This is a genomic window from Mycobacterium sp. Soil_C_30, assembly GCF_057656995.1.
This window is the reverse complement of the sequence record NZ_JBDGJH010000020.1, coordinates 55,588-75,480: the sequence shown is the minus strand read 5'-3', so window position 1 is coordinate 75,480 and position 19,893 is coordinate 55,588. Positions and strand designations below refer to the sequence as shown.

At 67.7% G+C, this 19,893-nt stretch carries 24 protein-coding genes; 18 read left to right on the top strand and 6 right to left on the bottom strand.

The window, feature by feature from the left end; all coding sequences use genetic code 11:
* Positions 1 to 156: 156 nt before the first annotated feature.
* The 5 genes from AC3A6P_RS28100 (at position 157) to AC3A6P_RS28080 (ending at position 4,682) form a co-directional block, all read left to right on the top strand.
* Positions 157 to 570 (top strand): STAS domain-containing protein, encoded by a 414-nt coding sequence (locus tag AC3A6P_RS28100; RefSeq protein ID WP_487695503.1) that lies wholly within the window; start codon positions 157 to 159, stop codon positions 568 to 570.
* Between the two features lie 150 nt (positions 571 to 720).
* Complete coding sequence (locus AC3A6P_RS28095) at positions 721 to 1,929, top strand: PP2C family protein-serine/threonine phosphatase (protein ID WP_487695501.1); 1,209 nt, start codon at positions 721 to 723, stop codon at positions 1,927 to 1,929.
* An 80-nt stretch (positions 1,930 to 2,009) separates the two neighbouring features.
* The gene (locus AC3A6P_RS28090; protein ID WP_487695604.1) at positions 2,010 to 3,581 is read left to right on the top strand and encodes a sensor histidine kinase; all 1,572 of its coding nucleotides are present in this window, start codon (positions 2,010 to 2,012) and stop codon (positions 3,579 to 3,581) included.
* Positions 3,578 to 4,018: a response regulator gene (locus AC3A6P_RS28085; RefSeq protein WP_487695500.1), complete on the top strand. Its 441-nt coding sequence runs from the start codon at positions 3,578 to 3,580 to the stop codon at positions 4,016 to 4,018. The genes AC3A6P_RS28090 and AC3A6P_RS28085 overlap by 4 nt, the downstream gene beginning before the upstream one ends.
* Before the next feature lie 10 nt (positions 4,019 to 4,028).
* Positions 4,029 to 4,682, top strand: a complete 654-nt coding sequence (locus AC3A6P_RS28080; protein ID WP_487695498.1) for an MOSC domain-containing protein — start codon at positions 4,029 to 4,031, stop codon at positions 4,680 to 4,682.
* Positions 4,683 to 4,685: 3 nt separating this feature from the next.
* On the opposite strand, the gene AC3A6P_RS28075 is transcribed toward AC3A6P_RS28080, so the two are convergent.
* The 3 genes from AC3A6P_RS28075 to AC3A6P_RS28065 are packed head-to-tail and all read right to left on the bottom strand — an operon-like array spanning position 4,686 to position 6,881.
* Positions 4,686 to 5,450, bottom strand: a complete 765-nt coding sequence (locus tag AC3A6P_RS28075) for a M15 family metallopeptidase (RefSeq protein WP_487695497.1) — start codon at positions 5,448 to 5,450, stop codon at positions 4,686 to 4,688.
* On the bottom strand, positions 5,416 to 6,099 hold the full coding sequence (locus AC3A6P_RS28070) for a DUF899 domain-containing protein (RefSeq protein WP_487695496.1): 684 nt from the start codon (positions 6,097 to 6,099) through the stop codon (positions 5,416 to 5,418). Before AC3A6P_RS28070 ends, AC3A6P_RS28075 begins: the two co-directional genes overlap by 35 nt.
* The gene (locus tag AC3A6P_RS28065; RefSeq protein WP_487695494.1) at positions 6,096 to 6,881 is read right to left on the bottom strand and encodes an ArsR/SmtB family transcription factor; all 786 of its coding nucleotides are present in this window, start codon (positions 6,879 to 6,881) and stop codon (positions 6,096 to 6,098) included. Before AC3A6P_RS28065 ends, AC3A6P_RS28070 begins: the two co-directional genes overlap by 4 nt.
* 89 nt (positions 6,882 to 6,970) lie before the next feature.
* On the opposite strand from AC3A6P_RS28065, the gene AC3A6P_RS28060 reads away from it, so the two are divergent.
* Together AC3A6P_RS28060 and AC3A6P_RS28055 are read left to right on the top strand one after the other, a co-directional pair.
* A complete protein-coding gene (locus tag AC3A6P_RS28060; RefSeq protein WP_487695492.1) occupies positions 6,971 to 7,555 on the top strand; it encodes a class I SAM-dependent DNA methyltransferase in 585 nt (194 codons plus the stop codon).
* Positions 7,552 to 8,691: an alkaline phosphatase family protein gene (locus AC3A6P_RS28055; protein ID WP_487695490.1), complete on the top strand. Its 1,140-nt coding sequence runs from the start codon at positions 7,552 to 7,554 to the stop codon at positions 8,689 to 8,691. Before AC3A6P_RS28060 ends, AC3A6P_RS28055 begins: the two co-directional genes overlap by 4 nt.
* On the opposite strand, the gene AC3A6P_RS28050 is transcribed toward AC3A6P_RS28055, so the two are convergent.
* Positions 8,671 to 9,330, bottom strand: a complete 660-nt coding sequence (locus AC3A6P_RS28050; RefSeq protein WP_487695489.1) for a nitroreductase family protein — start codon at positions 9,328 to 9,330, stop codon at positions 8,671 to 8,673. The genes AC3A6P_RS28055 and AC3A6P_RS28050 overlap by 21 nt on opposite strands.
* An 84-nt stretch (positions 9,331 to 9,414) precedes the next feature.
* Between AC3A6P_RS28050 and yaaA the strand changes: the two genes are divergently transcribed.
* The 7 genes from yaaA to AC3A6P_RS28015 all read left to right on the top strand — a co-directional run bounded on the left by yaaA (position 9,415) and on the right by AC3A6P_RS28015 (position 13,548).
* Positions 9,415 to 10,161 carry a peroxide stress protein YaaA gene (yaaA, locus tag AC3A6P_RS28045; protein ID WP_487695487.1) on the top strand — a complete coding sequence of 249 codons (747 nt, stop codon included), beginning with the start codon at positions 9,415 to 9,417 and terminating at the stop codon, positions 10,159 to 10,161.
* A gap of 81 nt (positions 10,162 to 10,242) precedes the next feature.
* Complete coding sequence (locus AC3A6P_RS28040; protein WP_487695486.1) at positions 10,243 to 10,686, top strand: hypothetical protein; 444 nt, start codon at positions 10,243 to 10,245, stop codon at positions 10,684 to 10,686.
* Positions 10,676 to 11,269 carry a DUF6529 family protein gene (locus AC3A6P_RS28035; protein WP_487695485.1) on the top strand — a complete coding sequence of 198 codons (594 nt, stop codon included), beginning with the start codon at positions 10,676 to 10,678 and terminating at the stop codon, positions 11,267 to 11,269. The genes AC3A6P_RS28040 and AC3A6P_RS28035 overlap by 11 nt, the downstream gene beginning before the upstream one ends.
* 23 nt (positions 11,270 to 11,292) lie before the next feature.
* Complete coding sequence (locus AC3A6P_RS28030) at positions 11,293 to 11,736, top strand: Rieske (2Fe-2S) protein (RefSeq protein WP_487695483.1); 444 nt, start codon at positions 11,293 to 11,295, stop codon at positions 11,734 to 11,736.
* A gap of 74 nt (positions 11,737 to 11,810) precedes the next feature.
* Positions 11,811 to 12,449, top strand: coding sequence for a class I SAM-dependent methyltransferase (locus AC3A6P_RS28025; protein ID WP_487695482.1), 639 nt, complete (start codon positions 11,811 to 11,813; stop codon positions 12,447 to 12,449).
* Positions 12,446 to 13,282, top strand: coding sequence for an alpha/beta fold hydrolase (locus AC3A6P_RS28020; RefSeq protein WP_487695481.1), 837 nt, complete (start codon positions 12,446 to 12,448; stop codon positions 13,280 to 13,282). The genes AC3A6P_RS28025 and AC3A6P_RS28020 overlap by 4 nt, the downstream gene beginning before the upstream one ends.
* 26 nt (positions 13,283 to 13,308) lie before the next feature.
* Positions 13,309 to 13,548, top strand: coding sequence for a hypothetical protein (locus AC3A6P_RS28015; RefSeq protein WP_487695480.1), 240 nt, complete (start codon positions 13,309 to 13,311; stop codon positions 13,546 to 13,548).
* Here the strand turns inward: AC3A6P_RS28015 and AC3A6P_RS28010 are convergent.
* Positions 13,518 to 14,780, bottom strand: coding sequence for an amidohydrolase family protein (locus tag AC3A6P_RS28010; RefSeq protein WP_487695479.1), 1,263 nt, complete (start codon positions 14,778 to 14,780; stop codon positions 13,518 to 13,520). The two genes, AC3A6P_RS28015 and AC3A6P_RS28010, sit on opposite strands and share 31 nt — an antisense overlap.
* Before the next feature lie 25 nt (positions 14,781 to 14,805).
* On the opposite strand from AC3A6P_RS28010, the gene AC3A6P_RS28005 reads away from it, so the two are divergent.
* From AC3A6P_RS28005 to AC3A6P_RS27990, 4 genes are all read left to right on the top strand, one after another.
* Complete coding sequence (locus AC3A6P_RS28005; RefSeq protein ID WP_487695477.1) at positions 14,806 to 15,645, top strand: AraC family transcriptional regulator; 840 nt, start codon at positions 14,806 to 14,808, stop codon at positions 15,643 to 15,645.
* An 82-nt stretch (positions 15,646 to 15,727) separates the two neighbouring features.
* Entirely contained in the window at positions 15,728 to 16,213 is a 486-nt protein-coding gene (gene hadC, locus AC3A6P_RS28000; RefSeq protein WP_487695476.1) for a (3R)-hydroxyacyl-ACP dehydratase subunit HadC, read from the top strand.
* A 5-nt stretch (positions 16,214 to 16,218) separates the two neighbouring features.
* Positions 16,219 to 17,679, top strand: coding sequence for an amidase (locus AC3A6P_RS27995; RefSeq protein WP_487695602.1), 1,461 nt, complete (start codon positions 16,219 to 16,221; stop codon positions 17,677 to 17,679).
* Between the two features lie 42 nt (positions 17,680 to 17,721).
* The gene (locus AC3A6P_RS27990; RefSeq protein ID WP_487695475.1) at positions 17,722 to 18,630 is read left to right on the top strand and encodes an alpha/beta fold hydrolase; all 909 of its coding nucleotides are present in this window, start codon (positions 17,722 to 17,724) and stop codon (positions 18,628 to 18,630) included.
* On the opposite strand, the gene AC3A6P_RS27985 is transcribed toward AC3A6P_RS27990, so the two are convergent.
* Positions 18,627 to 19,889: a competence/damage-inducible protein A gene (locus tag AC3A6P_RS27985; RefSeq protein WP_487695474.1), complete on the bottom strand. Its 1,263-nt coding sequence runs from the start codon at positions 19,887 to 19,889 to the stop codon at positions 18,627 to 18,629. The two genes, AC3A6P_RS27990 and AC3A6P_RS27985, sit on opposite strands and share 4 nt — an antisense overlap.
* Positions 19,890 to 19,893: the final 4 nt, after the last annotated feature.

Genomic DNA, 19,893 nt, shown 5'->3' with positions numbered 1-19,893 from the left:
CGATTGTTTTCTCCCGCAAGCTTTTTGACGTCGGAAGCCGCGTGAGGGTGAGGTGACAGCTGTTTCTTACCAAAGCATTAGCTGAATCGCCCGACGGGCTTAGATTTCCCGGTTACTTTGATCACAGTTCGGTCACTTTGGGGAAACGAGGCCGCGATGATCGCTCCCGGTATCCGGTTGGGCAACGCCGACGTCCGCGCCTGCTCGCGGCATCTGGCGACTGTGGTGTCGGTCCGCGGGGAGGTGACAGCGGACAACATCGAGGCTGTGACCACGCAAGTGACGCGGTTCGTCCTTCCCGACACGTCCTTCGTTCTCGATCTCGGCGAGGTCCGGATCGTCACCGCCGAGGGCGGCGAACTGCTGCGCACCGTCGACGATCTCTGTGCCCTGGCGGATGTGGACTGGGCACTCGTCGTCGGCAGCGCCGCCGCCGTGCTGTTCGACGAGGACATCCGCGACAGGCTGCTACCGGTGGTCGAGTCGGTCGCGGACGCGTTGCACGACTTCGCCGACGCGCGGACGACGCAGCGCAGCCTGCTGTTGCCGTTGCTGCAGCGTTCTGCTTAATGTCGATTCGGCCTTCGCCGTCACGAGCACCACACGCGAATTGCCAGGCGGCGGGACGCGTCACACCCGCAAGCGGTAAAGTCGACACGTCGCACTCCAGCACGGGTTGCGCTGCTGAATGGCTGTGACCAAAAGGATCATGATTTGTCGATGACTGCGCCGCATATCCCGGAACCGGCGCCGGTCTTGCAGTTTCATCCGTACGGCCAGCGGTTGTCGCTTCTCCTCGTCGAAGACGACCGCGCCGACGCCGTGCTGGTCGAAGAACTCATCGCCGACACCGCGGCCGAAATCGGGCTGGTGTGGGCGCCGTCGATGGCCGACGCCGAACGCGAGCTCGCCGCCTCCCGGCCGGACTGTGTACTACTCGATCTCAACCTCCCCGATGCTGATGGCATCGCGGCCCTGGACCGTATCGCCGCCTTTGATGCCACCGTGCCGGTGATCGTCCTGACCGGACTCAACGACGAGCCGTTCGGCGTGTCCGCGGTGGCCTCCGGCGCACAGGACTATCTGGTCAAGGGCCGGGTCGAGCCGGAGATGCTGCGCCGGGCCGTGCTGTACGCCATCGAACGCAAGCGCGCCGAACTCACCGCCGTGGAGTTGCACGCCAGCCAGCTCCGGGCGCGGGAGAACGCACGCCTGGAACGTGGTCTGCTGCCGTCACCGCTGCTGTTCGAGGATCCCGGCGTCGACATCGTGGCCAAGTACCGGCCCAGCCGGGAGAACGCCCTGCTGGGCGGCGACTTCTACGACTTCGTCCAGACGCCGGACCGAACGGTGCACGTCATGATCGGCGACGTTGCCGGCCACGGTCCCGACGAAGCGGCGCTGGGTGTCGCCTTGCGCATCGCCTGGCGTGCGCTCACCTTCGCCGGGCTGCGGGGTTCGGACCGCATGCGTCAGCTCGGCCGCATCTTGCACGCCGAACGCGCCAGCAACAAGATCTTCGCCACGGTGCTCAGCCTGGCGATCCCTCCCGACAGTCCCACCATCACCGCGGTGCGGGCCGGCCATCCCGGCATGCTGCTGCACGGCGGCGGCACGGTCGAATGGGTGGAGCCGCCGGGCGGCCCGGCCCTGGGGCTGCGCTCGGGCGACTGGGCTGCTCAACAGGTGGAGCTGCCGCCCGGCTACGGCCTGGTGCTGCTCACTGATGGATTGTTCGAAGGACACTCCGGCCACGGCAACGAGCGCCTGGGCGAAGACGGGTTGCTGGAGCTGGCGCGTTCTCTGGCCGACCTTCCCGGCCCCGAGTTCGTCGACGCCTTGATCGACGGCGCTGAGGAACGGGCCCGCGACCACGGCGGGTTGACCGATGACATCGCGGTGGTCCGGGTGGAACGGACCGCCCGGTGAGCCAACCCACGATCCGGCCCCGTCGCCGGCCCACCCGCGGGCTGACGGTGCAGGGCTGGCTCAACCTGGTGCTGTCCATCATGGGCGTGGTGGTGCTGGCCGGCGGCATAGCCGCGGTGTTGTTGCTCGGCCGGTCCGACGGGGTGGTCGACGAGTTGACCGAGGAGATCGGACCGTCCCGGATCTCGGCCTATCAGCTCCAGGCCGCCCTGCGGGATCAGGAGACCGCACTGCGCGGTTACCTGATCTCGGCCGACCGCCAGTTCCTGGCGCCGTACTACGACGGCCAGCGCCTGGAACGAGAGGCCGCGGATGTCATGCGGCAGCGACTCACCGGACGCCCGGAGCTGATCGCCGATCTCGACGCGATCGAGGAAGCCGCGGCCACCTGGCGCACCGATTACGCCGAGCCCGTCATCGACAGCGTCGAGCCCGGCACCCCGACGCTGGTGGACCCGGCCACCGCCGAGCGCGGCAAACAGAACTTCGACCGTCTTCGGCAGCTGTTCTCCGTCCAGAACGAGCACCTCGCGGAAGCCCGTGATGTTGCCGGGGGCGATCTGGACCGGGTCAACACCTGGCGCAACATCGTGCTCGAGGGCGTCGTGGTCGCGTTCTTGATCACCGCCGGACTGTTGGCGATCCTGGTGCGCACCGCGGTGACCAAACCGCTGGACGCACTGGCCGCAGCGTGCCGGCGTATCACCGACGGATACTTCAGCGAGCGCATCCCGCAGCAGGGACCCAAGGACATCCGGGCGATCGCCAGCGATGTCGAAGACATGCGGCAGCGGGTGGTCGACGATCTCGAAGCCTCCACCGCCGCCCGGATCCAGCTCGCGCAGCAGGCCGAGGTACTCGATGAGCAGGCGGTCGAACTGCGGCGCTCCAATGCGGAACTGGAACAGTTCGCCTACGTGGCCTCACATGACCTGCAGGAGCCGTTGCGGAAGGTGGCGTCGTTCTGCCAGCTGCTGGAGAAGCGCTACGGCGACAAGCTCGACGAACGCGGCACCGAGTACATCCGGTTCGCGGTAGACGGTGCCAAACGAATGCAGCAGTTGATCAACGACCTGCTGGCGTTCTCACGAGTGGGCAGGCTCAACGCGGCACACACCGAGGTCGACCTCGGCGCCACCCTCGATTCCGGGCTGGCCAATCTGCAGGCCGCGATCGAGGACACCGAGGCAGAGATCGTCCGGCCCGACACACCGCTTCCCCGCCTCGTCGGCGATCCGACACTTCTGGCACTGTTGTGGCAGAACCTGATCGGCAACGCGATGAAGTTCCGGAAACCCGATACGACGCCGCGGATCGTCATCGACTGTGAGAAGGGCACGGGTGAGCGCACCGGAAGCTGGGTGCTGTCGGTGTCCGACAACGGCATCGGTATCGAGGAAGAGTTCGCCGACAAGGTCTTCGTGATCTTCCAGCGCCTGCATGGCCGCGATAGCTACACCGGGACGGGTATCGGGCTGGCGGTGTGCCGCAAGATCGTCGAACACCACGGTGGCAGCATCTGGATCGACACCTCCTACACCGGGGGCACCCGGTTCTTCTTCACCCTGCCCACCGACCCGACAAAATCATCCGAAACGACGGAACCCCGCGCCGACAGAACTCCTGCGGCACTGGAAGGAAGCAACACATGAGCGACGCAGGCCGCGCCATCGATGTCCTGCTCATCGAGGACGATCCGGGCGACGAGCTGATCACCCGTGAGGCGTTCGAGCACAACAAGATCAAGAACACGCTGCACGTCGCACACGACGGTCAGGAGGGTTTGGACTTTCTCTACCGTCGCGCGCCGTACGAGAATGCCCCGCGCCCGGATCTGATCCTGCTGGATCTCAACCTGCCGAAGTACGACGGCAGGCAGCTGCTGGAGAAGATCAAGTCCGACGCCGATCTGTCACTGATCCCGGTGGTCGTGCTCACCACCTCCTCGGCGGAGGAGGACATCCTGCGCAGCTACAAACTGCACGCCAACGCTTATGTCACCAAGCCGGTGGACCTCGACCAGTTCATGAACGCCGTCCGTCAGATCGACGAGTTCTTCGTCCAGGTCGTGCGGCTGCCCAAGTATTGAGCGTGCAACGATGTCTCGCATCCTGACGGTCAACCTCGCTCACCCGCGGGTCAGCCCGGACAAGCCCGAATTGTCCACGGGTATCGACAAGCGGCCGACCACCGACGCCATCGAGGTCCGCGGACCCGGCCCGCGCCAGGGCGGCCTCGGAAGCGGTCTTGTCGGCGATCTGATCGGCAACCCGAAATTCCACGGCGGTGACGACCAGGCGGTCTACGCGTACGCGCGCGAGGATCTCGATGCGTGGGAGACCGAGCTGGGCCGCGACTTGCCCAATGGGATCTTCGGCGAGAACTTCACCACCCAGGGCATCGACGTCACCGGCGCACGGATCGGTGAACGGTGGCAGGTCGGCTCCGACGGCCTGGTGCTCGAGGTGTCCTCACCGCGGACACCGTGCCGGACCTTCGCCAAGTTCCTGGACCTCCGCGGCTGGATGAAGACCTTCACCCAGGCCGCGACCCCGGGGGCGTATCTGCGGGTGATCGAACCGGGCACGGTGCGCGCCGGTGACCAGGTGGTGGTGGCCAGCCGCCCGGATCACGAGATCACGGTGAGCATGGTGTTCCGCGCGATCATGGGTGAGCCGGAGCTCCTGCCTCACCTGCTGGCCGCGGAGGCGCTGCCGGAGAAGATCAAACGGCAGGCCCGCAAAAGGGCTTGAGCGTCACTGCCATTCGAAATGTTGGTAGTCCTTCGGCGTGCGCCAGTGGCCACCCCACTGCCACCCGTGGTCGGTGAAGGCGCGCACCGCGGCGTCGCCGTCTTTCAACAGACCGGGATCGATGCGATTGCGGTCCAGGTAGACCTCGGCGTTGGCGGGTTGAAAGGCTCCGGTGCGGTCGATGTACGGGTTGAAGCGCGGGTTCACGTCGATGGCTCGTCCGTAGGCGTGGTATGACCAGCTTCCGCTGCCGGGGATGTCCCGGCAGTTGAACGCCGAGGTGTTGTTGTCGCGCATCGACAGCTCGTCGTCGGCGTTCGGATAACGCTCGACGGTCTGCATCCGCTCGATGGGAAACCCGAGCCGGTACAGCCGGTCGAACACCGCGATGACCTCGTCGACCAGGTCCTGGTGGACCACGATTCGGCCGCGGTGCGTGAGGGTGTCCAGCCCACGATGGTCCAGTTCGACCAGACGCAGCTGCTCGGGCCCGACGGGACAGCCCGGCCGCCACGTGGCGCCCAGCTGTTCCCGCGTCACGGGCTCGACGATCGGGGGCCGGGGCTGGGCGACGGTGGTGGTGGTTGGTCTCGGGGTGCTCTCTGTGGCCGGTGCTGCAGGGCTCCGTGTGGTGGTTCCTGTACTGCTTTGACCGGTGGGTTGGGTAGCCGCCTGCGGATTGGCACAGCCGGCCAACAGCGCAGCCGCGCAGGCGATCACCGCGAGCTGCCGGTCAATGCCTCGAATCCGCCACGTCACCGTATTCATCGTGCCAGTTCCACCACTGGTACGGCTTGGACTGCGGGTACCCCGCCGGGGAGTCCTCCCAGTCCTCTTGACGGCCCAATGCCGTCATGTCCAGGTAGCTCCAGGTGGAACCGAGCGACTCATCACCGCGGTTGTTGATGAAATAGGTCCGGAAGACGTGGCCGTCGTCCCGGATGAAGGCGTTGGTGCCGTGCCATTGATCCACACCGAAGTCGGCATCAAAATCGTCGGTCAGTGTGTACCACGGCATTTCCCACCCCATCCGCGCCTTGACCCGCCGGATGTCGTCCTGTGGCGCGCGCGAGACGAAAACCAGTGTGGTGTCACGGGCATTCAGATGTGCCAGATTGCCTACGTGATCGGCGACCATGGAGCAGCCGACACACGCGTGCTCGGGCCAACCGTGCACACCGGGATCGAAAAAGGCGCGGTACACCACGAGTTGCCGGCGCCCGTCGAACAGATCGGCCAACGTCGCCTCACCGGCCGGACCGACGAAGCGGTAGGCCTTGTCGACCGACAGCCAGGGCATGCGTCGCCGTTTGGCCGCCAACGCATCACGGGCTCGCGTCAGCTCCTTCTCCTCGGCCACCAGTTGTTGCCACTGCGCATCCCATTCCGCCCGTGCCACCACGGGTCTGGAGGTCATACCAGTGCCCCCGCGGCTTCCAGACCGCTCTTGAGATTCGACAACTTCCAGGGCCACCCACCCGAGATGAGACCACGGACCACGCTGCCGGCCGGGAATCCGTCGTGCACGACGGTGAGTTTCACCTGATCCTCGGCCGGTTCGATCTCGAAGGTGACCTTGGAGCGCGGTTCGGCAGCCGCCTTGTCGATGACCTCGGAGCTGATGCCCTTGACGGTGCCGATCTCCGGGACGAAAGTGTGGAAGGTGAAGGCCAGCCGGGAGTACGGCTGGTACTCGAGCACCACCTGCTCGGGATGTTGGATGTCGAGCACGTCGTCGCGCCAGGCGTAGGTGGAACCCACCGCCCAGTCCGTCACTATCGCATGACCCAGGTACTGCTGCGAGAAGGCCGGATCGGTGAGCGCCTGCCAGAGCCGTTCCGGCGTGGTCTTGATGTAGGTGGTATAGACGAACTCTGTTGTCTCGGTCATTGATTCACCTTCCAAAGCGGTTTTCAGATCAGCGAGGGCCTGCACCCTCGCGCGGTCGTACTGACGGATCCAACGGTCGGCGATCGCGTTGATGGGCTCGGCGTTGACGTAGTGCAGCTTCTCCCTGCCCCGCCTGCGCGTGGTGATCAGATTGGCACCCTCGAGCACGGCCAGATGCTTACTGACCGACTGCCGGGCCATGGACAGGTCACCGCACAGTTCGGTCAGCGTCTGCCCGGCTCGGGCGTTGAGACTGTCCAGCAGCAGCCGCCGGCTCGGGTCGGACAGCGCCTTGAACACTTCGTCCATCTCGCCTTCCATATGCAGCCATTCGGCTGCATTTCGGTACCATAGGCAGCCTTCAGGCTGCATGTCAAGGGTGGTGTTGAATCGGAAGCATGAGCACGCGCTGGAGGGACGCCCACGTCCCTCGAGGCCATGATTACGACCGGCGCTGGCAGCGCTTGGCCGCGCGCGGCGGCAATGTCCACGGCGAAGCCGACCTCGTCGAGGTGTTGCTCCGCGATTTCGGCGGGCACCGGGTGCTCGACGCGGGGTGCGGAACCGGCCGGGTGGCAATCGAATTGGCGGCCCGCGGCTTCGACACCGTCGGCGTGGACTCCGACGGGGCGATGGTGGCGACCGCACGTGACAAGGCCCCCGAACTCAGTTGGGCACACGCCGACCTGTGTTGCCTCACCGATTCGGTGACCGGTGCGTTCGATCTCGCCGTACTGGCCGGCAATGTGATGATCTTCCTGGCACCGGGCAGCGAAGCCCGGGCGCTGGCTGAGGTCGCCCGGTCCGTCCGGCACGGCGGGCTGGTGGTCGCGGGCTTCAGCCTGCGGCCCGACCGACTGCAACTCGACGACTATGACCGGCACGCGCAGGCCGCCGGCCTTCGGCTGCGGCAGCGCTGGGCGACGTGGGACCGGACGCCGTTCAGCGGCGGTGACTACGCGGTGTCGGTGCACCAGAAATGACCACCGCACTCCCCCAGCCGGATCCCACCGAACTCCACCTCGCCGACGTGGCGCCTGCGATATTGGCCGCGATGGGGGCTGCTGGGTTCGAGGCGAAAATCGATCTGGGTGAGGTATCGGGGGCATGTCTGCTTCTGGTCGACGGTCTCGGCGCCGAACTGCTGGACACCCACGCCGACGACGCCCCGGTACTGGCCGGGCTGCGTGGCCGGACCCTGCAGGTCGGCTTCCCGGCCACCACTGCCGCCGGGCTGGCCGCGGTGGGCACCGGCCACCGCTCCGGGTTGCACGGCATGGTGGGCTACTCGTTCCGGGTACCTGACTCCGGCGTGATCAACGCACTGCGCTGGCGCCCACATCCATGGGGTCCGGATCTGCGTGAGGAGCTGATACCCGAAGAGGTACAACCACTTCCGACCACATTCGAGCGCGCGGCGAGGTCCGGTGTCGCGGTCAGTGTGGTGTCCGGTGCGCAGTTCGACGGCTCCGGACTGACCCGCGCCGCGCTTCGGGGCGGCAATTACGTCGGCGTGCATGCGCTCGGCGATCTGGCGCACGCGGTGCGAAGCGTCCTCGACGAGCGCGGTTTCTGCTACGGCTACCACGCCGATCTCGACATGATCGGGCATCTGCACGGCCCCGGGTCGCCAGCCTGGCGGATGCAGCTGCGTCAGGTCGACCGCCTGGTCGAGTCCGTGGTCGAAGCGCTGCCGCCCGGTGGCCTGCTCGCCGTCGTCGCCGACCACGGCATGGTCACCGCCGACGCCGATCAGACGGTGGACCTCGACGCCTCGCCGGACCTGATGGACGGCGTGCACAGCATTGGCGGTGAACCGCGAGCCCGGCACGTCTACGTGGCCGACGGTGCCGGCGCGGCGGTCCTGGACACCTGGCGGGCGACTCTGGGTGACCGCGCCTGGGTGGCCGGCCGGGACGAAGCGATCGCCGCCGGGTGGTTCGGCGCGGAGGTCAGCGACCGGGTGCGGCACCGGATCGGCGATGTCGTGGCCGCCGCGCGGGAATCGGCCGTCCTGGTACGACGGACCGTCGAGCCACTGGAGTCGGCGCTGGTGGGCCAGCACGGCTCGCTGACGACCGCCGAACAGCGGGTACCGCTACTGCTCGCCCGCGGCTGAGGTGAGTTCGGGAGCGGGCTGCCCCCAGTGATCCAGGTGCACGCTGGCCGACAGCGGCCGCCGGCGCAACGGCCCGTGCTGGCCGCGCGGCCACCCGACCACCACGTGGCCGGCGATCAACCACTCCGGTGGCACGCCCACCGCATCGCGGAGCAGCCGCTCACCCCCGTAGGAACCCCAGCTGGTCAGGCACGCCCCGAGCCCCTGCGCGCGCGCCGCGAGCAGGAAGTTCTGCATCGCCGGAAAGATCGAACCTCCCAAGAGCAGCTCCGAGGCCGTCGGGAACCGCCGCTGGGTGAACAGCACCGAGGTGAATTCCTCGGCCCTGTCGTGCAATTCGTAGGTGGCGCGGTAGGTCCGGGCCCGCTGGCTGTGATCGTCGTCGGCGGGCCTGCTCATCCCGTAGACGGGTTCGATGACCTCGAGTGCGTGTGCGGCGGCCTTGGCCACCACCGCGCGCTGCTGCGCCGAGCGCAACACGACAAAACGCCATTCCTGGGCATTGGCTCCCGACGGCGCCCAGGTGGCCGCTTGCAGGCAGCGCGCCAACGTCGCGTCGTCAACCGGTTCGTCGGTGAAGCGGCGGATGGTCCGCGCTGTCGACATCACGTCCCAGATGTCGGCGCTGGCTGCTGTCATCGAACTCCACCCCTCCTGTGACACTTCTTGCCTGAAATGTAACCCGTCGGCGTCTGCGCCGGACGCTCGGTTAAGGTCCCAGCCGTGATCGTGCTGCTGCCGCCCTCGGAGACCAAACAAACCGGCGGCGACGGGCCCCCGCTGAACCTGGACACTCTGACCCACCCCGAGCTGACCTTGCTGCGCGCGGAATTGGTCGACGACCTCGTCGCGCTGTCCGCCGACCGGCCCGCGAGCCGGGCCGCGCTGGGCATCTCGGCGGCCCAGGACGCCGAGATCGACCGCAACGCCGCCCTGCGCACCGCACCGACCCTGCCGGCGATCCGGCGCTACACCGGGGTGCTCTACGACGCGCTGGACATCGAATCCCTGCGCGGTGCCACCGCCGCCCGCGCCGCGGCCCGGTTGGCGGTCGGATCCGCGTTGTTCGGGGTGGTACGCGCCCACGACCTGGTGCCCGCTTACCGGCTCTCCGCGGGCTCGAAACTGCCGGGCCGGCCCACATTGTCGGCGCGGTGGCGACCGGCGCTGGAACCGGTGCTCGCCGCTGTCGCCGCCCAGGAGCTGGTGGTGGACCTGCGCTCCGGCTCCTATGCGGGCCTCGGCCGGCTCCCCGGCGCGGTGCGGGTCGACGTGCTGGCCGAGCATTCCGACGGACGCCGCACCGTGGTGAGCCACTTCAACAAGGCGCACAAGGGCCGGTTGGCGCGGGTGCTGGCGTCCTCGCGGGCAGAACCCACCGACGCCGCCGCGGTGGCCACGGTGGCTCGCCGCGCCGGGATGCGCGTCGAACGTGACGGCAACGAGCTGGTTGTGGTGATCCCCGCCTGAGCGTCGGGCTCCCGACAATCTCCACACGATCTCCACACTGGCTCCAAGCTCGCCGTCGCCGGGGCGCCGAAGATCGTGGTCATGCAAACACACACACCACTGCTGTCGATCGCCGCGGTAGCCGTCACGGCGGCCGGCTTGTGGCTGGCCAACACCACAGCCGAACCAGATTCCGGACCCGTTGTGGTGTCGGCACCCGCCCCGGCGGCCGCCAGCCTGACGACCGTTCCCCCGGCCGGATTCCCTTCGGTCGCAACCTATTCCGGTCAGGTCACGACCGCGGGCGCACCGATCGTCGTCGACATGACGGTGACGGGTGGCTCCGCGGAAGCGTATGTCTGCGATGGGGCTGCCATCGAGACCTGGATGACCGGCACGGTCCGCGGCGATGCGGTGCACCTGATGAGCACCGATCGCGCCGGCGGACTCGATGCACGACTGCAGGGCCGCACCGTCACCGGAACGCTGACGCTCGGTGAACGCAGCTGGCAGCTGCGGGCGCCGGAGGTGACCGATGGCCGCTGACGCCTACTCCGAGACCGACACCGAGATCCGCCCGGCGGTGGTCCCGCCCGCGCCGGCGACCGCGGGTGTACTGGGCGCGGTGCTGATCGGGGCGTTGGTTGCCGTGGGCCTCGGCGCCTTCGCCAGGGTGCACGACCCGCGCTTCTTCGCGGTCAACATCGCCGGCTTCTCCAGCCCGGCGGCGGTGAAGTCGTGGCTGGCCACGGTGGCGGTGAGCCTGGCGGTGTTCCAGATGGTGTCCGCGCTGGCGATGTACCGGCTGCTGCCGCGCTCCCGCACACCGGCGTGGTTGCGGCACGCACACGTCTGGTCGGGCCGGGTCGCGGTGCTGGCCAGCTTGCCGGTGGCCGTGCACTGCCTCTACGCGTTGGGCTTCGGATCCACCGACACCCGCGTGCTGTTCCATTCGCTGTTCGGCTGCTTGTTCTACGGCGCCTTCGTCACCAAGATGCTGCTGCTCACGCGCTCCGGCCTGCGTGCGTGGGTGCTTCCGATCGCCGGTGGGGTGTTGTTCTTCGTGCTGGTCTACACCTGGCTGACCTCGGCACTGTGGTTTTTCCAGCGCAATGGCCTGACGTTCTGATGCCCGAGGACGAAGATCCCACAATGGACATTCCACAGCCCCAGCTCTCCCGCCCTCGGTTCCTGGCCGGGCTCGGCGTCGGCGGTGCCGCCGCCGTACTCGCCGCGTGCAGTACCTACTCCGAACAGTCGACGGCCGAACCGCCCACCTCCGGGCAAGCACCCGACACCGGCGGATCTGCTGCCGCGCCCGCGGCGCTGGCCAGCACCAGCGAGGTACCCGTCGGCTCCGGCATCATCGTCGACGACGTGGTACTCACACAGCCCGCAGCGGGCGAGTTCAAGGGGTTCTCGAATGTCTGCACCCACACCGGGTGTCGTCTCAACGCGGTGGCCGACGGCACCATCAACTGCCCGTGTCACGGGAGCAAGTTCAACCTCGACGGCAGCGTCGCCCAAGGCCCGGCGGCACAGCCACTGGAAGCCAAACCTATTGTGGTGGAGGGTGAATCGATCCTGCCGGGCTGACACCGCGACGGTGCCACCGAGCCGGCCGGAGGGTGCTTGACCTCAACCGGTGTTGATGTTGAACACTTACCGTCATGACCACGAACTGGGAGACGCCGAACCGGGACCGCTTCGACGACGCCTACCGCACCGGCACACCACCGTGGGTGACCGGCGCGCCGCAACCGGCTGTCGTGCAGCTGGAACGCGCCGGCCTGATCCGCGGGCGGGTGCTGGACATCGGTTGCGGCACAGGTGAACACACCATCCTGCTGGCGTCGTTGGGCTACGACGTTCTCGGCGTCGATTTCGCGCCTCATGCGGTGGCTCGGGCACGGGAGAATGCCGCCGCCCACGGCGTGCAGGCACGTTTCGAGGTGGCGGACGCGATGAACCTGTCGGGACAACCCCCGTTCGACACGGTGCTCGACAGCGCGTTGTTCCACATCTTCGATGCCGCCGACCGCGCCCGCTACGTCGCGAGTCTGGCGCGCACCTGCCGCACCGGGGGCGTGGTGCATGTGCTCGCCCTGTCCGACCGCGGGCGCGGTTTCGGGCCACAGGTCAGCGAGTCCGCCGTGCGCGATGCGTTCGGCGCCGGCTGGCTGCTCGAGAGTCTGACCGAGACCACCTACTCCGGGGTGGTGCAGCAGGCGCAGGCGGAGACGGTCGGGTTGCCGCCGGGCACCCGGGTGGCCGAACCCGCCTGGCTGGCCCGGGCGCGGCGGCTGTGACCACGATCGAGCTGCGCGACGGCCGCCACCTGGCGTACCGCGCGTATGGACCTGCCGGCGGCACACCGGTGCTGTTCATCCCGGGCGCCGGATCCGGCCGCCTGATGAGGTTCGGCGACGACGCGCTGCTGGATCGACGCCATGTCCGACTGCTGTCGGTGGACCGGCCGGGGCTCGGCGGGTCGACCGCCGATCCGGCCAAGACCCTCAGCTCTGTGGCCGACGATCTCGGCGAGCTGGTGCGGGACGTGGTGGGCCAACCGGTGTCGGTGATCGCCAACTCGCAGGGCGCCCCGTTCGCGTTGGCGCTGGCCGCCACGTCGTGGGCACGCGGGCTGGTCCTGGTGTCCCCCATCGACGACGTGGCATACCCACCGATCACCGCGCTGTTGCCCGCCGCCTATCGCGAGATGGTCGCGGCCGTCGCTGCCGACCCGGAGGCACTGGCGGCGGACCTCGCTCACTACACCCCCGACGCGCTGTACACCATGGTGATGTCCGACTACCCGGAGTGCGACGCCGCGGTGTACCGGCGTCCGGACTTCCAGGCGCTGTTCCGGGCGGCTCTGCAGGACGCCTTCACCGGCGGTGCGGCGGGTTATGCGCGCGACACCGTGCTGGCGATGACGTCCTGGCCCGCGGAGCTGTTCTGCCCCGCCGTGGACGTGCACATCCTCTTCGGCGCGGAGGACGCCGTACATTCCCCCGACCTCGGAGAGCACCTGACAAACCGGATCCGCGGCGCCCGCCGTGAAGTGGTGGCCGGCGCCGGCGGCGCCTTGCTGTGGGCGCGCCCGGATCTGGTGCTGGACACCGTCCTCGCCCAAGGATAGGCACCGGCCCCCGTTATGCTCTGGCCGTGACCCGGCTACAGATCCTGTGGCTCTACGTACGCGTGCAGCTTTTCGTACTCCTGTGTGGCATCGTCGGCCCCATTTTCCTGCTGGTGTTCTTCACCGCGCAGCCCGAACCGGGCCTCAAGTGGATGTACTACGCCGGTTTGGTCATCACCGCGGCCGATGTGTTGATTGCCCTGGGGCTCACCGGGAAAGCCGTCGAGTCACGCGATCACGCTCTGGCGAAGCGCTTCTCGTCGTAGAGCTGTGCCCACTCCTTGCGCGGCCGGATCGAGGTGTCCACGTCGGTGGCGGTGGCGCGCAGGGCGCCGACGGTGGCGTCCTCACGTTTGGTGTGCGCGAACGGATCCCAGCCGAAGAAGCGGCAGGAGTTCTCCCAGGTGATCTTGTTGATGTCGGAATCGTCGGCGCCGGCGGCGGTCAACTCGGCCAGCACCTGCTCGGGAGCGTCGGGCCAGAAGCAATCGGAATGCGGGTAGTCGCATTCCCAGGCGATGTTGTCGATGCCGATCTCGTGACGCAGTTTCAGCGACGTCTTGTCGGTGACATAGCAGGCCAGCGAATGCTCCCGGAAGACGTCGCTGGGGAGTTTGTCGCCGAAGTCGCGCCGCAACCACTTCTGATTGGTGTAGTGCCGGTCGCTGCGGTCGAGATAGAAGGGAATCCAGCCGATTCCGCCCTCGGAGAAGGCGAACTTCAGGTCGGGGTAGTTGCGCATCGCCGGACCCCACAACAGATCCTGCGCGCACATCGCCGAGACCTGGGTGGCCAGGATGATCAGGTTGTCGATCGGGGCGTTGGGCGCCATGCTGATGGCTCCGAAGCCCGTGCCGATGTGCAGGCACATCACCACGTTCTCCTCGGACAAGGTCCGGAACACCGGGCCCCAGTAGTCCTCGTCGTGGTAGCTCGGAATGCCTTCCAGGTGCGGCAGTTCCGGCATGGTCACCGCACGGCAGCCCTTGGCGGCCACCCGGCGGATCTCCTTGCACATGGCGTCCGGATTCCAGGTCGGCAATACCGCGATGGGGATGAAGCGGTCAGGGTAGGTGCCGGCCCATTCGTCGATGTGCCAGTCGTTGTAGGCCGACACCATCACCAGGGTGGTCTCTTCACGGTGCATGTTCAGGTGCCGCGCGGAGAACCCGGTGAACGTCGGGAAGCACATCGAGGCCAGGATGCCGTTGCGGCTCATGTCGCGAACCCGCTCGTGCACGTCGTACACGCCGGGACGCATCTCGGCGAACCCCGCCGGGTCACGTCCCCACTCCTCGGCGGGCCAGGACACCACGGCGTTGAGGCCGCTGACCCCTTGCGGCCGGCCCTGATACATCCATTGGTCGACACCCTTGTCATCGGTGACGACGATCGGGGCGTCCTTCTTGTACTTCTCGGGGACGTGATTCAGGAACATGTCGGGGGGCTCCACGACGTGGTCGTCGATACTCACCAGAATCATGTCGTTGAGATTCATGATTCAACAACTACCCTGTGTTCTCATGACCGTCTCTGCGCCATCGGACAGAGTTTTATCCGAATCGGCCACCTTGCCCGTCATCGAGCTGCGCCGGGGCGGCAAAGCCCTGGCCGGCAGCTACCTCTACGAAGGTGACGGGCTGATCACGGGCTGGCATTCGCACGAGGTACACCAGATCGAATACGCCATCGCCGGCGTGGTCGAGGTCGAGACGGCGGCCGCGCATTACCTGCTGCCCCCGCAGCAGGCCGCGTGGATCCCGGCCGGGCTGGAACACCAGGCCATCATGAATCCCGAGGTGCGTACGGTCGCGGTGATGTTCGATCCGGCGCTGATCGACACCGGCGTCGACCGGGCCCGCATCCTGGCGGTGTCTCCCCTGATCCGGGAAATGATGATCTACGCACTGCGCTGGCCCATCGACCGTGAGCAGGGCTGTCCGGTGTCGGACGGCTTCTTCCGGACGCTGGCGAATCTGGTCACCGAGGCCCTGGATCACGAAGCGCCGCTGAGCCTGCCGACCTGCGACCATCCCCTCGTCGAGGCCGCGACCACCTACACCAAACAGCACCTGGACTCGGTATCCATCGACGATGTGAGCCGTGCGGTGGCGGTGTCAGAACGCACTCTGCGCAGGTTGTTCCAGGACACCCTCGGATTGTCCTGGCGCACATACCTTTTGCATGCCAGGATGTTGCGCGCCATGGCCCTGCTGGCGGCTCCGGATCAGACGGTGCGCGAAACCGCCACCGCTGTCGGATTCGACAGCGTCAGTTCGTTCACCCGGGCCTTCTCCCACTTCGCCGGGGAAACCCCGTCGACGTATCGGCGGCGGGTGACCGGCAGCGAGTCCGAGGTCTGAGAAATTGCCGAAATCCCGATCTTGATTATCGTGGTTTTGGATTCATCGTCTGCTATTCCTTCCCAGGACGGAGGACCCCGCCGTGGCGCTCAAGACCGATATCCGAAACATGGTCCACACCTACCCAGACCACTACCTGGTCGGTCGGGAAAAGGTGCGGGAGTATGCGAAGGCGGTCAAGGTCGAAGACCCGGCCAGCTACGACGAAGCCGCCGCACGCGAGCTGGGACACCCCGACCTGGTGGCGCCTCTGACCTTCACGGCGATCTTTGCGCTGCTGGTCCAACAAAACTTCTTCAAGCACGTCGACGTCGGTATGGAGACGATGCGGATCGTGCAGGTGGACCAGCGGTTCGTCTTCCACAAGCCGGTGCTGGCCGGCGACAAGCTGCACGCACGGCTGGAGATCGATTCGGTGGACGAACGTTTCGGCGCCGACATAGTGGTGACCCGCAACGTGTGTACCAACGACGCCGGGGAGGTGGTCATGGAGGCTTACACCACGCTGATGGGACAGCAGGGTGAGAACTCGACTCAGATCAAGATGGCAGTAGGTGCATCTGCCTGATGTCGATGGATACATCCGCGGCCTTCGAATTGGCCTCAGTGGACGCGCTCGGGCAGGCAGCGCTGGCCGCGGCGGGTGAACTGTCAGCGGTCGAACTGCTCGAGGCGGCGCTGATCCGCCTCGAAGCCGCCAGGGGGCTCAATGCGGTGATCACCGATCTGTTCGACCGGGCCCGCAACCAGGCTTCCGCCCTTGACACCGCCGGAACACTGCGTTCCGGCGGTGCGGCGCCCGTGGCCGGAGTTCCATTCCTGCTCAAGGACCTTGGGGCCGCGCTCGCCGGCACGCCGGAAGCGATGGGCTCACGGGCGTTGCGGACCCACATCGCCACCGACACGTCCTGGATCGTGCAACGGTATCTGGACGCCGGGCTGGTGATCTTCGGGAAGACCAACACCCCCGAGTGGGGCAATCACTGCACCACCGAACCGTCACTGTTCGGTCCCACCATCAACCCGTGGTCGAAGGCCGTCACCCCGGGTGGTTCCAGCGGCGGCTCGGCAGCCGCCGTCGCCGCCGGGGTGGTTCCCGCCGCGTCCGGAGGTGACGGCACCGGCTCGATCCGGGTACCGGCCTCGTGTTGCGGCCTGGTGGGGCTCAAACCGCGGCGCGGGCGGTCGTCGTTCGCACCGGACGCCGGGCACAGCCTCGAGGGTCTGGTCAACGCGCACGCGCTGACCAGGACCGTCCGTGACAGCGCCGCGTTGCTGGACATCGCGACCGGTTCCGCGCCGGGCGACCCGTACACCGCTGCACTCCCCGTGACCAGCTTCCTCGACGCCCTGAGCCGGCCGCTGCCCGGCGTACGGGTGTTGATGACCACCGAGTCCCCGTTCCCCGGTCCAGCCACCGACGCGCAGGTGGTCGCGGCGGTCGAAGCCACTGCGCGGCTTCTCGGTGACCTCGGCCATCACGTCGACTCGGGTGCCCCCGGTATCGACGCCGACGCGGTGGCCGACGCCATCGCCGTCCTGCACACCGTCAGCAACGCGGGATTGCACGCGCTGGCCACCGAGGTTCTCGGCCGTGAACCCCGTGAGGACGAATTCGAGCCCAGCACATGGGAAATGGTGCGTGAGGGGTTCACCACCACGGGCGTGGCCTATGCCGGAGCCATCAGCGCCGTCCACGCACAGACGCGTCGCTTCGCCGACGGCATGCGCGGCCACGACGTACTGCTGGTGCCGACCCTGCTCACCCCGCCGCCGGGGTACGGGTTGCTGGATCAGCCCCGCGGCAGCACCAGGGCCTTCTTCGACGTCGAGTTCGCCACGACAGGATGGACGTCGCTGGCCAATGTGACCGGCTGGGCGGCGATCTCACTGCCGCTCGGTGTCAGCGACGACGGGCTGCCCATCGGCGTGCAGCTGATGGCGCCTGACGAGACGGTGTTGCTGCAACTGGCCGCCCAGTTGGAGGAAGCCGCGCCCTGGACGGATCGACGACCCGCCGGCTGGGTGAGCTAGAACCCGCGCCGGTGCGGCTGTGGCGCATGCGACACTTTGCGGATGGTTCCCCCGATCGAACGCCCCAAGCTGGAGGGCAACATCGCCGTGGACGCTCAGCGGCAGATCGGCTTCGCTGAATTCGGCGATCCGCAAGGCAAAGCGTTCTTCTGGTTGCACGGCACGCCGGGCGCGCGCAGGCAGATTCCCACCGAGGCCCGGGTGTTCGCCGAAGAACAGGGCATCCGGTTGATCGGCATCGACCGGCCCGGGATCGGCTCGTCCACCCCGTTCCAATACGCCAATGTCGGCGAATTCGCCCATGACCTGAGGACCATCGCCGACACCCTCGGCATCGACAAGTTCATCGTCATCGGCCTGTCCGGTGGTGGTCCGTACACACTGGGCTGCGCGGCCGCCCTGCCGGAACGGGTACTGGCCGTCGGTGTCCTCGGCGGCGTGGCCCCGACCGTCGGCCCCGACGCGATCGGCGGCGGTGTGATGGGCTTCGGCAGCACGGTGGCTCCGCTCATCGAGGTGGCCGGGTTCCCGTTGCGGATGGCGGCCACGGCGCTGATCCAGCTCATCCGTCCGGTGGCCACGCCTGCGCTGTACGCCTACGCCCGGATCTCCCCGGAGGCCGACCGCCGGCTGCTCGTGCGTCCCGAATTCCGGGCCATGTTTCTCGACGATCTGCTCAACGGCAGCCGCAAACAGCTGGCCGCGCCGTTCGCCGATGTGGTGGTGTTCGCCCGCGACTGGGGTTTTCGGCTAGACGAGGTGAAGGTGCCGGTGCGCTGGTGGCACGGCGACAAGGACCACATCGTGCCGTTCGCCCACGGCGAGCACGTGGTGTCCCGGCTGCCCGACGCCGAGCTGTATCCACTGGCCGGTGAGAGCCATCTGGCCGGCCTCGGCCGGGCCGAGGAGATCCTGCGCAGCATGCTCATGCTGTGGGACGAGCAGCGTTAGCTCAACAACTGCCGGAGCAGGTGGAAGGCCACGGTGGTCGAGCGCTCCCGCACATCGGCCCGCTCGCCGGGCAGCTGCCGCGTCTTGGTGAGCACTCGCCCGTCGGAAGTTCGCACGGAGAAGCACACCGTGCCGACGGGCTTGTCCGCAGTGCCGCCACCGGGTCCCGCGATACCGGTGACCGCGATCGCGGTATCGGCGCCGAATCGGGCCAGCGCGCCCGCGGCCATCGCCTCGGCGACGGGTTCGGATACCGCCCCGTGTTCGGCGATGAGCGCTGGATCCACTTGCAGCAGTTCGGTTTTCGCCGAGTTCGCGTATGCCACCACCGAGCCCAGCAGGTACGCCGACGAGCCGGACCGGTCCGCCAGCCGCGCCGCCACCAGGCCCGCGGTGCAGGATTCGGCGGTGGCGATGGTGCGACCGGCCAGCAGGGCGGCCACCTGGTCGTCGACCAGGGAACCGTCGGTGGAGAACACCGCGTCGGCGTGCTTGTCGCGCAGCACTGTTTGCAGCGCCGCGTAGACCGGCGCGGCATTGGGTTCGTAGCGGGTGACGATCTCGAGCTCACCGCGGCGCAGGCACGTCGTGATCTCCAGCCGGTCGAAATCCTCCACGGTGGTCTCGGCCGTACGCAGTGTCTCGGCCAACGCGGACTCGGGCAGGCCGAACATCCGGATCGTCGACTGCTCGTAGTGGGTGCGACCGGCGATCGCCTGCTGCACCTCCGGGGTCTGCACCGCGGTGCGCCACATCGGCTGCAGTTCCCGCGGCGGACCGGGCAGCACGACCACCGTCGGGCTGCCCGCCACCACCACTCCGGGCGCGGTTCCCACCGGCTCGAGCACGGCGGCTCCCACCGGCACCAGCGCCTGCTTCCGGTTGGCGGCGCGCACGGCCTCGAAGTCGACGGTCCGGCCCCTGGCCGCATTGAGCCGACGCAGGATGTCGGCGATCCGCTCCTCGAGTTCGACATCGAGTTCGAGCTCGCGCCCGCAGAAGCGAGCCACCACCGCGACGGTCATGTCGTCGGCGGTGGGTCCCAGTCCCCCGCTGGTGATGATCAGGTCCACACCTTCGGCGGCCAGAAAGCGCAGTTGCGCCTCGATGTCCTCGGGGCGGTCCCCGCACAGCGTGATGTGGGCCAGTTCGACGCCGAGTTCGAGTAGCCGATCAGCCAGCCAGGGGCCGTTGCGATCTTGAACCCGTCCGGTCAGTACTTCGGTTCCGGTCACCACGATGCCCGCGCGCACAGTCACTCCG

Bases quoted from the DNA above. Each gene is read 5' to 3' on its own strand.
- AC3A6P_RS28100 (WP_487695503.1), top strand. From the start codon at position 157: ATGATCGCTCCCGGTATCCGGTTGGGCAACGCCGACGTCCGCGCCTGC.
- AC3A6P_RS28095 (WP_487695501.1), top strand. From the start codon at position 721: ATGACTGCGCCGCATATCCCGGAACCGGCGCCGGTCTTGCAGTTTCAT.
- AC3A6P_RS28090 (WP_487695604.1), top strand. From the start codon at position 2,010: ATGGGCGTGGTGGTGCTGGCCGGCGGCATAGCCGCGGTGTTGTTGCTC.
- AC3A6P_RS28085 (WP_487695500.1), top strand. From the start codon at position 3,578: ATGAGCGACGCAGGCCGCGCCATCGATGTCCTGCTCATCGAGGACGAT.
- AC3A6P_RS28080 (WP_487695498.1), top strand. From the start codon at position 4,029: ATGTCTCGCATCCTGACGGTCAACCTCGCTCACCCGCGGGTCAGCCCG.
- AC3A6P_RS28075 (WP_487695497.1), bottom strand. From the start codon at position 5,450: ATGAATACGGTGACGTGGCGGATTCGAGGCATTGACCGGCAGCTCGCG.
- AC3A6P_RS28070 (WP_487695496.1), bottom strand. From the start codon at position 6,099: ATGACCTCCAGACCCGTGGTGGCACGGGCGGAATGGGATGCGCAGTGG.
- AC3A6P_RS28065 (WP_487695494.1), bottom strand. From the start codon at position 6,881: ATGGACGAAGTGTTCAAGGCGCTGTCCGACCCGAGCCGGCGGCTGCTG.
- AC3A6P_RS28060 (WP_487695492.1), top strand. From the start codon at position 6,971: ATGAGCACGCGCTGGAGGGACGCCCACGTCCCTCGAGGCCATGATTAC.
- AC3A6P_RS28055 (WP_487695490.1), top strand. From the start codon at position 7,552: ATGACCACCGCACTCCCCCAGCCGGATCCCACCGAACTCCACCTCGCC.
- AC3A6P_RS28050 (WP_487695489.1), bottom strand. From the start codon at position 9,330: ATGACAGCAGCCAGCGCCGACATCTGGGACGTGATGTCGACAGCGCGG.
- AC3A6P_RS28040 (WP_487695486.1), top strand. From the start codon at position 10,243: ATGCAAACACACACACCACTGCTGTCGATCGCCGCGGTAGCCGTCACG.
- AC3A6P_RS28035 (WP_487695485.1), top strand. From the start codon at position 10,676: ATGGCCGCTGACGCCTACTCCGAGACCGACACCGAGATCCGCCCGGCG.
- AC3A6P_RS28030 (WP_487695483.1), top strand. From the start codon at position 11,293: ATGGACATTCCACAGCCCCAGCTCTCCCGCCCTCGGTTCCTGGCCGGG.
- AC3A6P_RS28025 (WP_487695482.1), top strand. From the start codon at position 11,811: ATGACCACGAACTGGGAGACGCCGAACCGGGACCGCTTCGACGACGCC.
- AC3A6P_RS28010 (WP_487695479.1), bottom strand. From the start codon at position 14,780: ATGAATCTCAACGACATGATTCTGGTGAGTATCGACGACCACGTCGTG.
- AC3A6P_RS28005 (WP_487695477.1), top strand. From the start codon at position 14,806: ATGACCGTCTCTGCGCCATCGGACAGAGTTTTATCCGAATCGGCCACC.
- AC3A6P_RS27995 (WP_487695602.1), top strand. From the start codon at position 16,219: ATGGATACATCCGCGGCCTTCGAATTGGCCTCAGTGGACGCGCTCGGG.
- AC3A6P_RS27990 (WP_487695475.1), top strand. From the start codon at position 17,722: ATGGTTCCCCCGATCGAACGCCCCAAGCTGGAGGGCAACATCGCCGTG.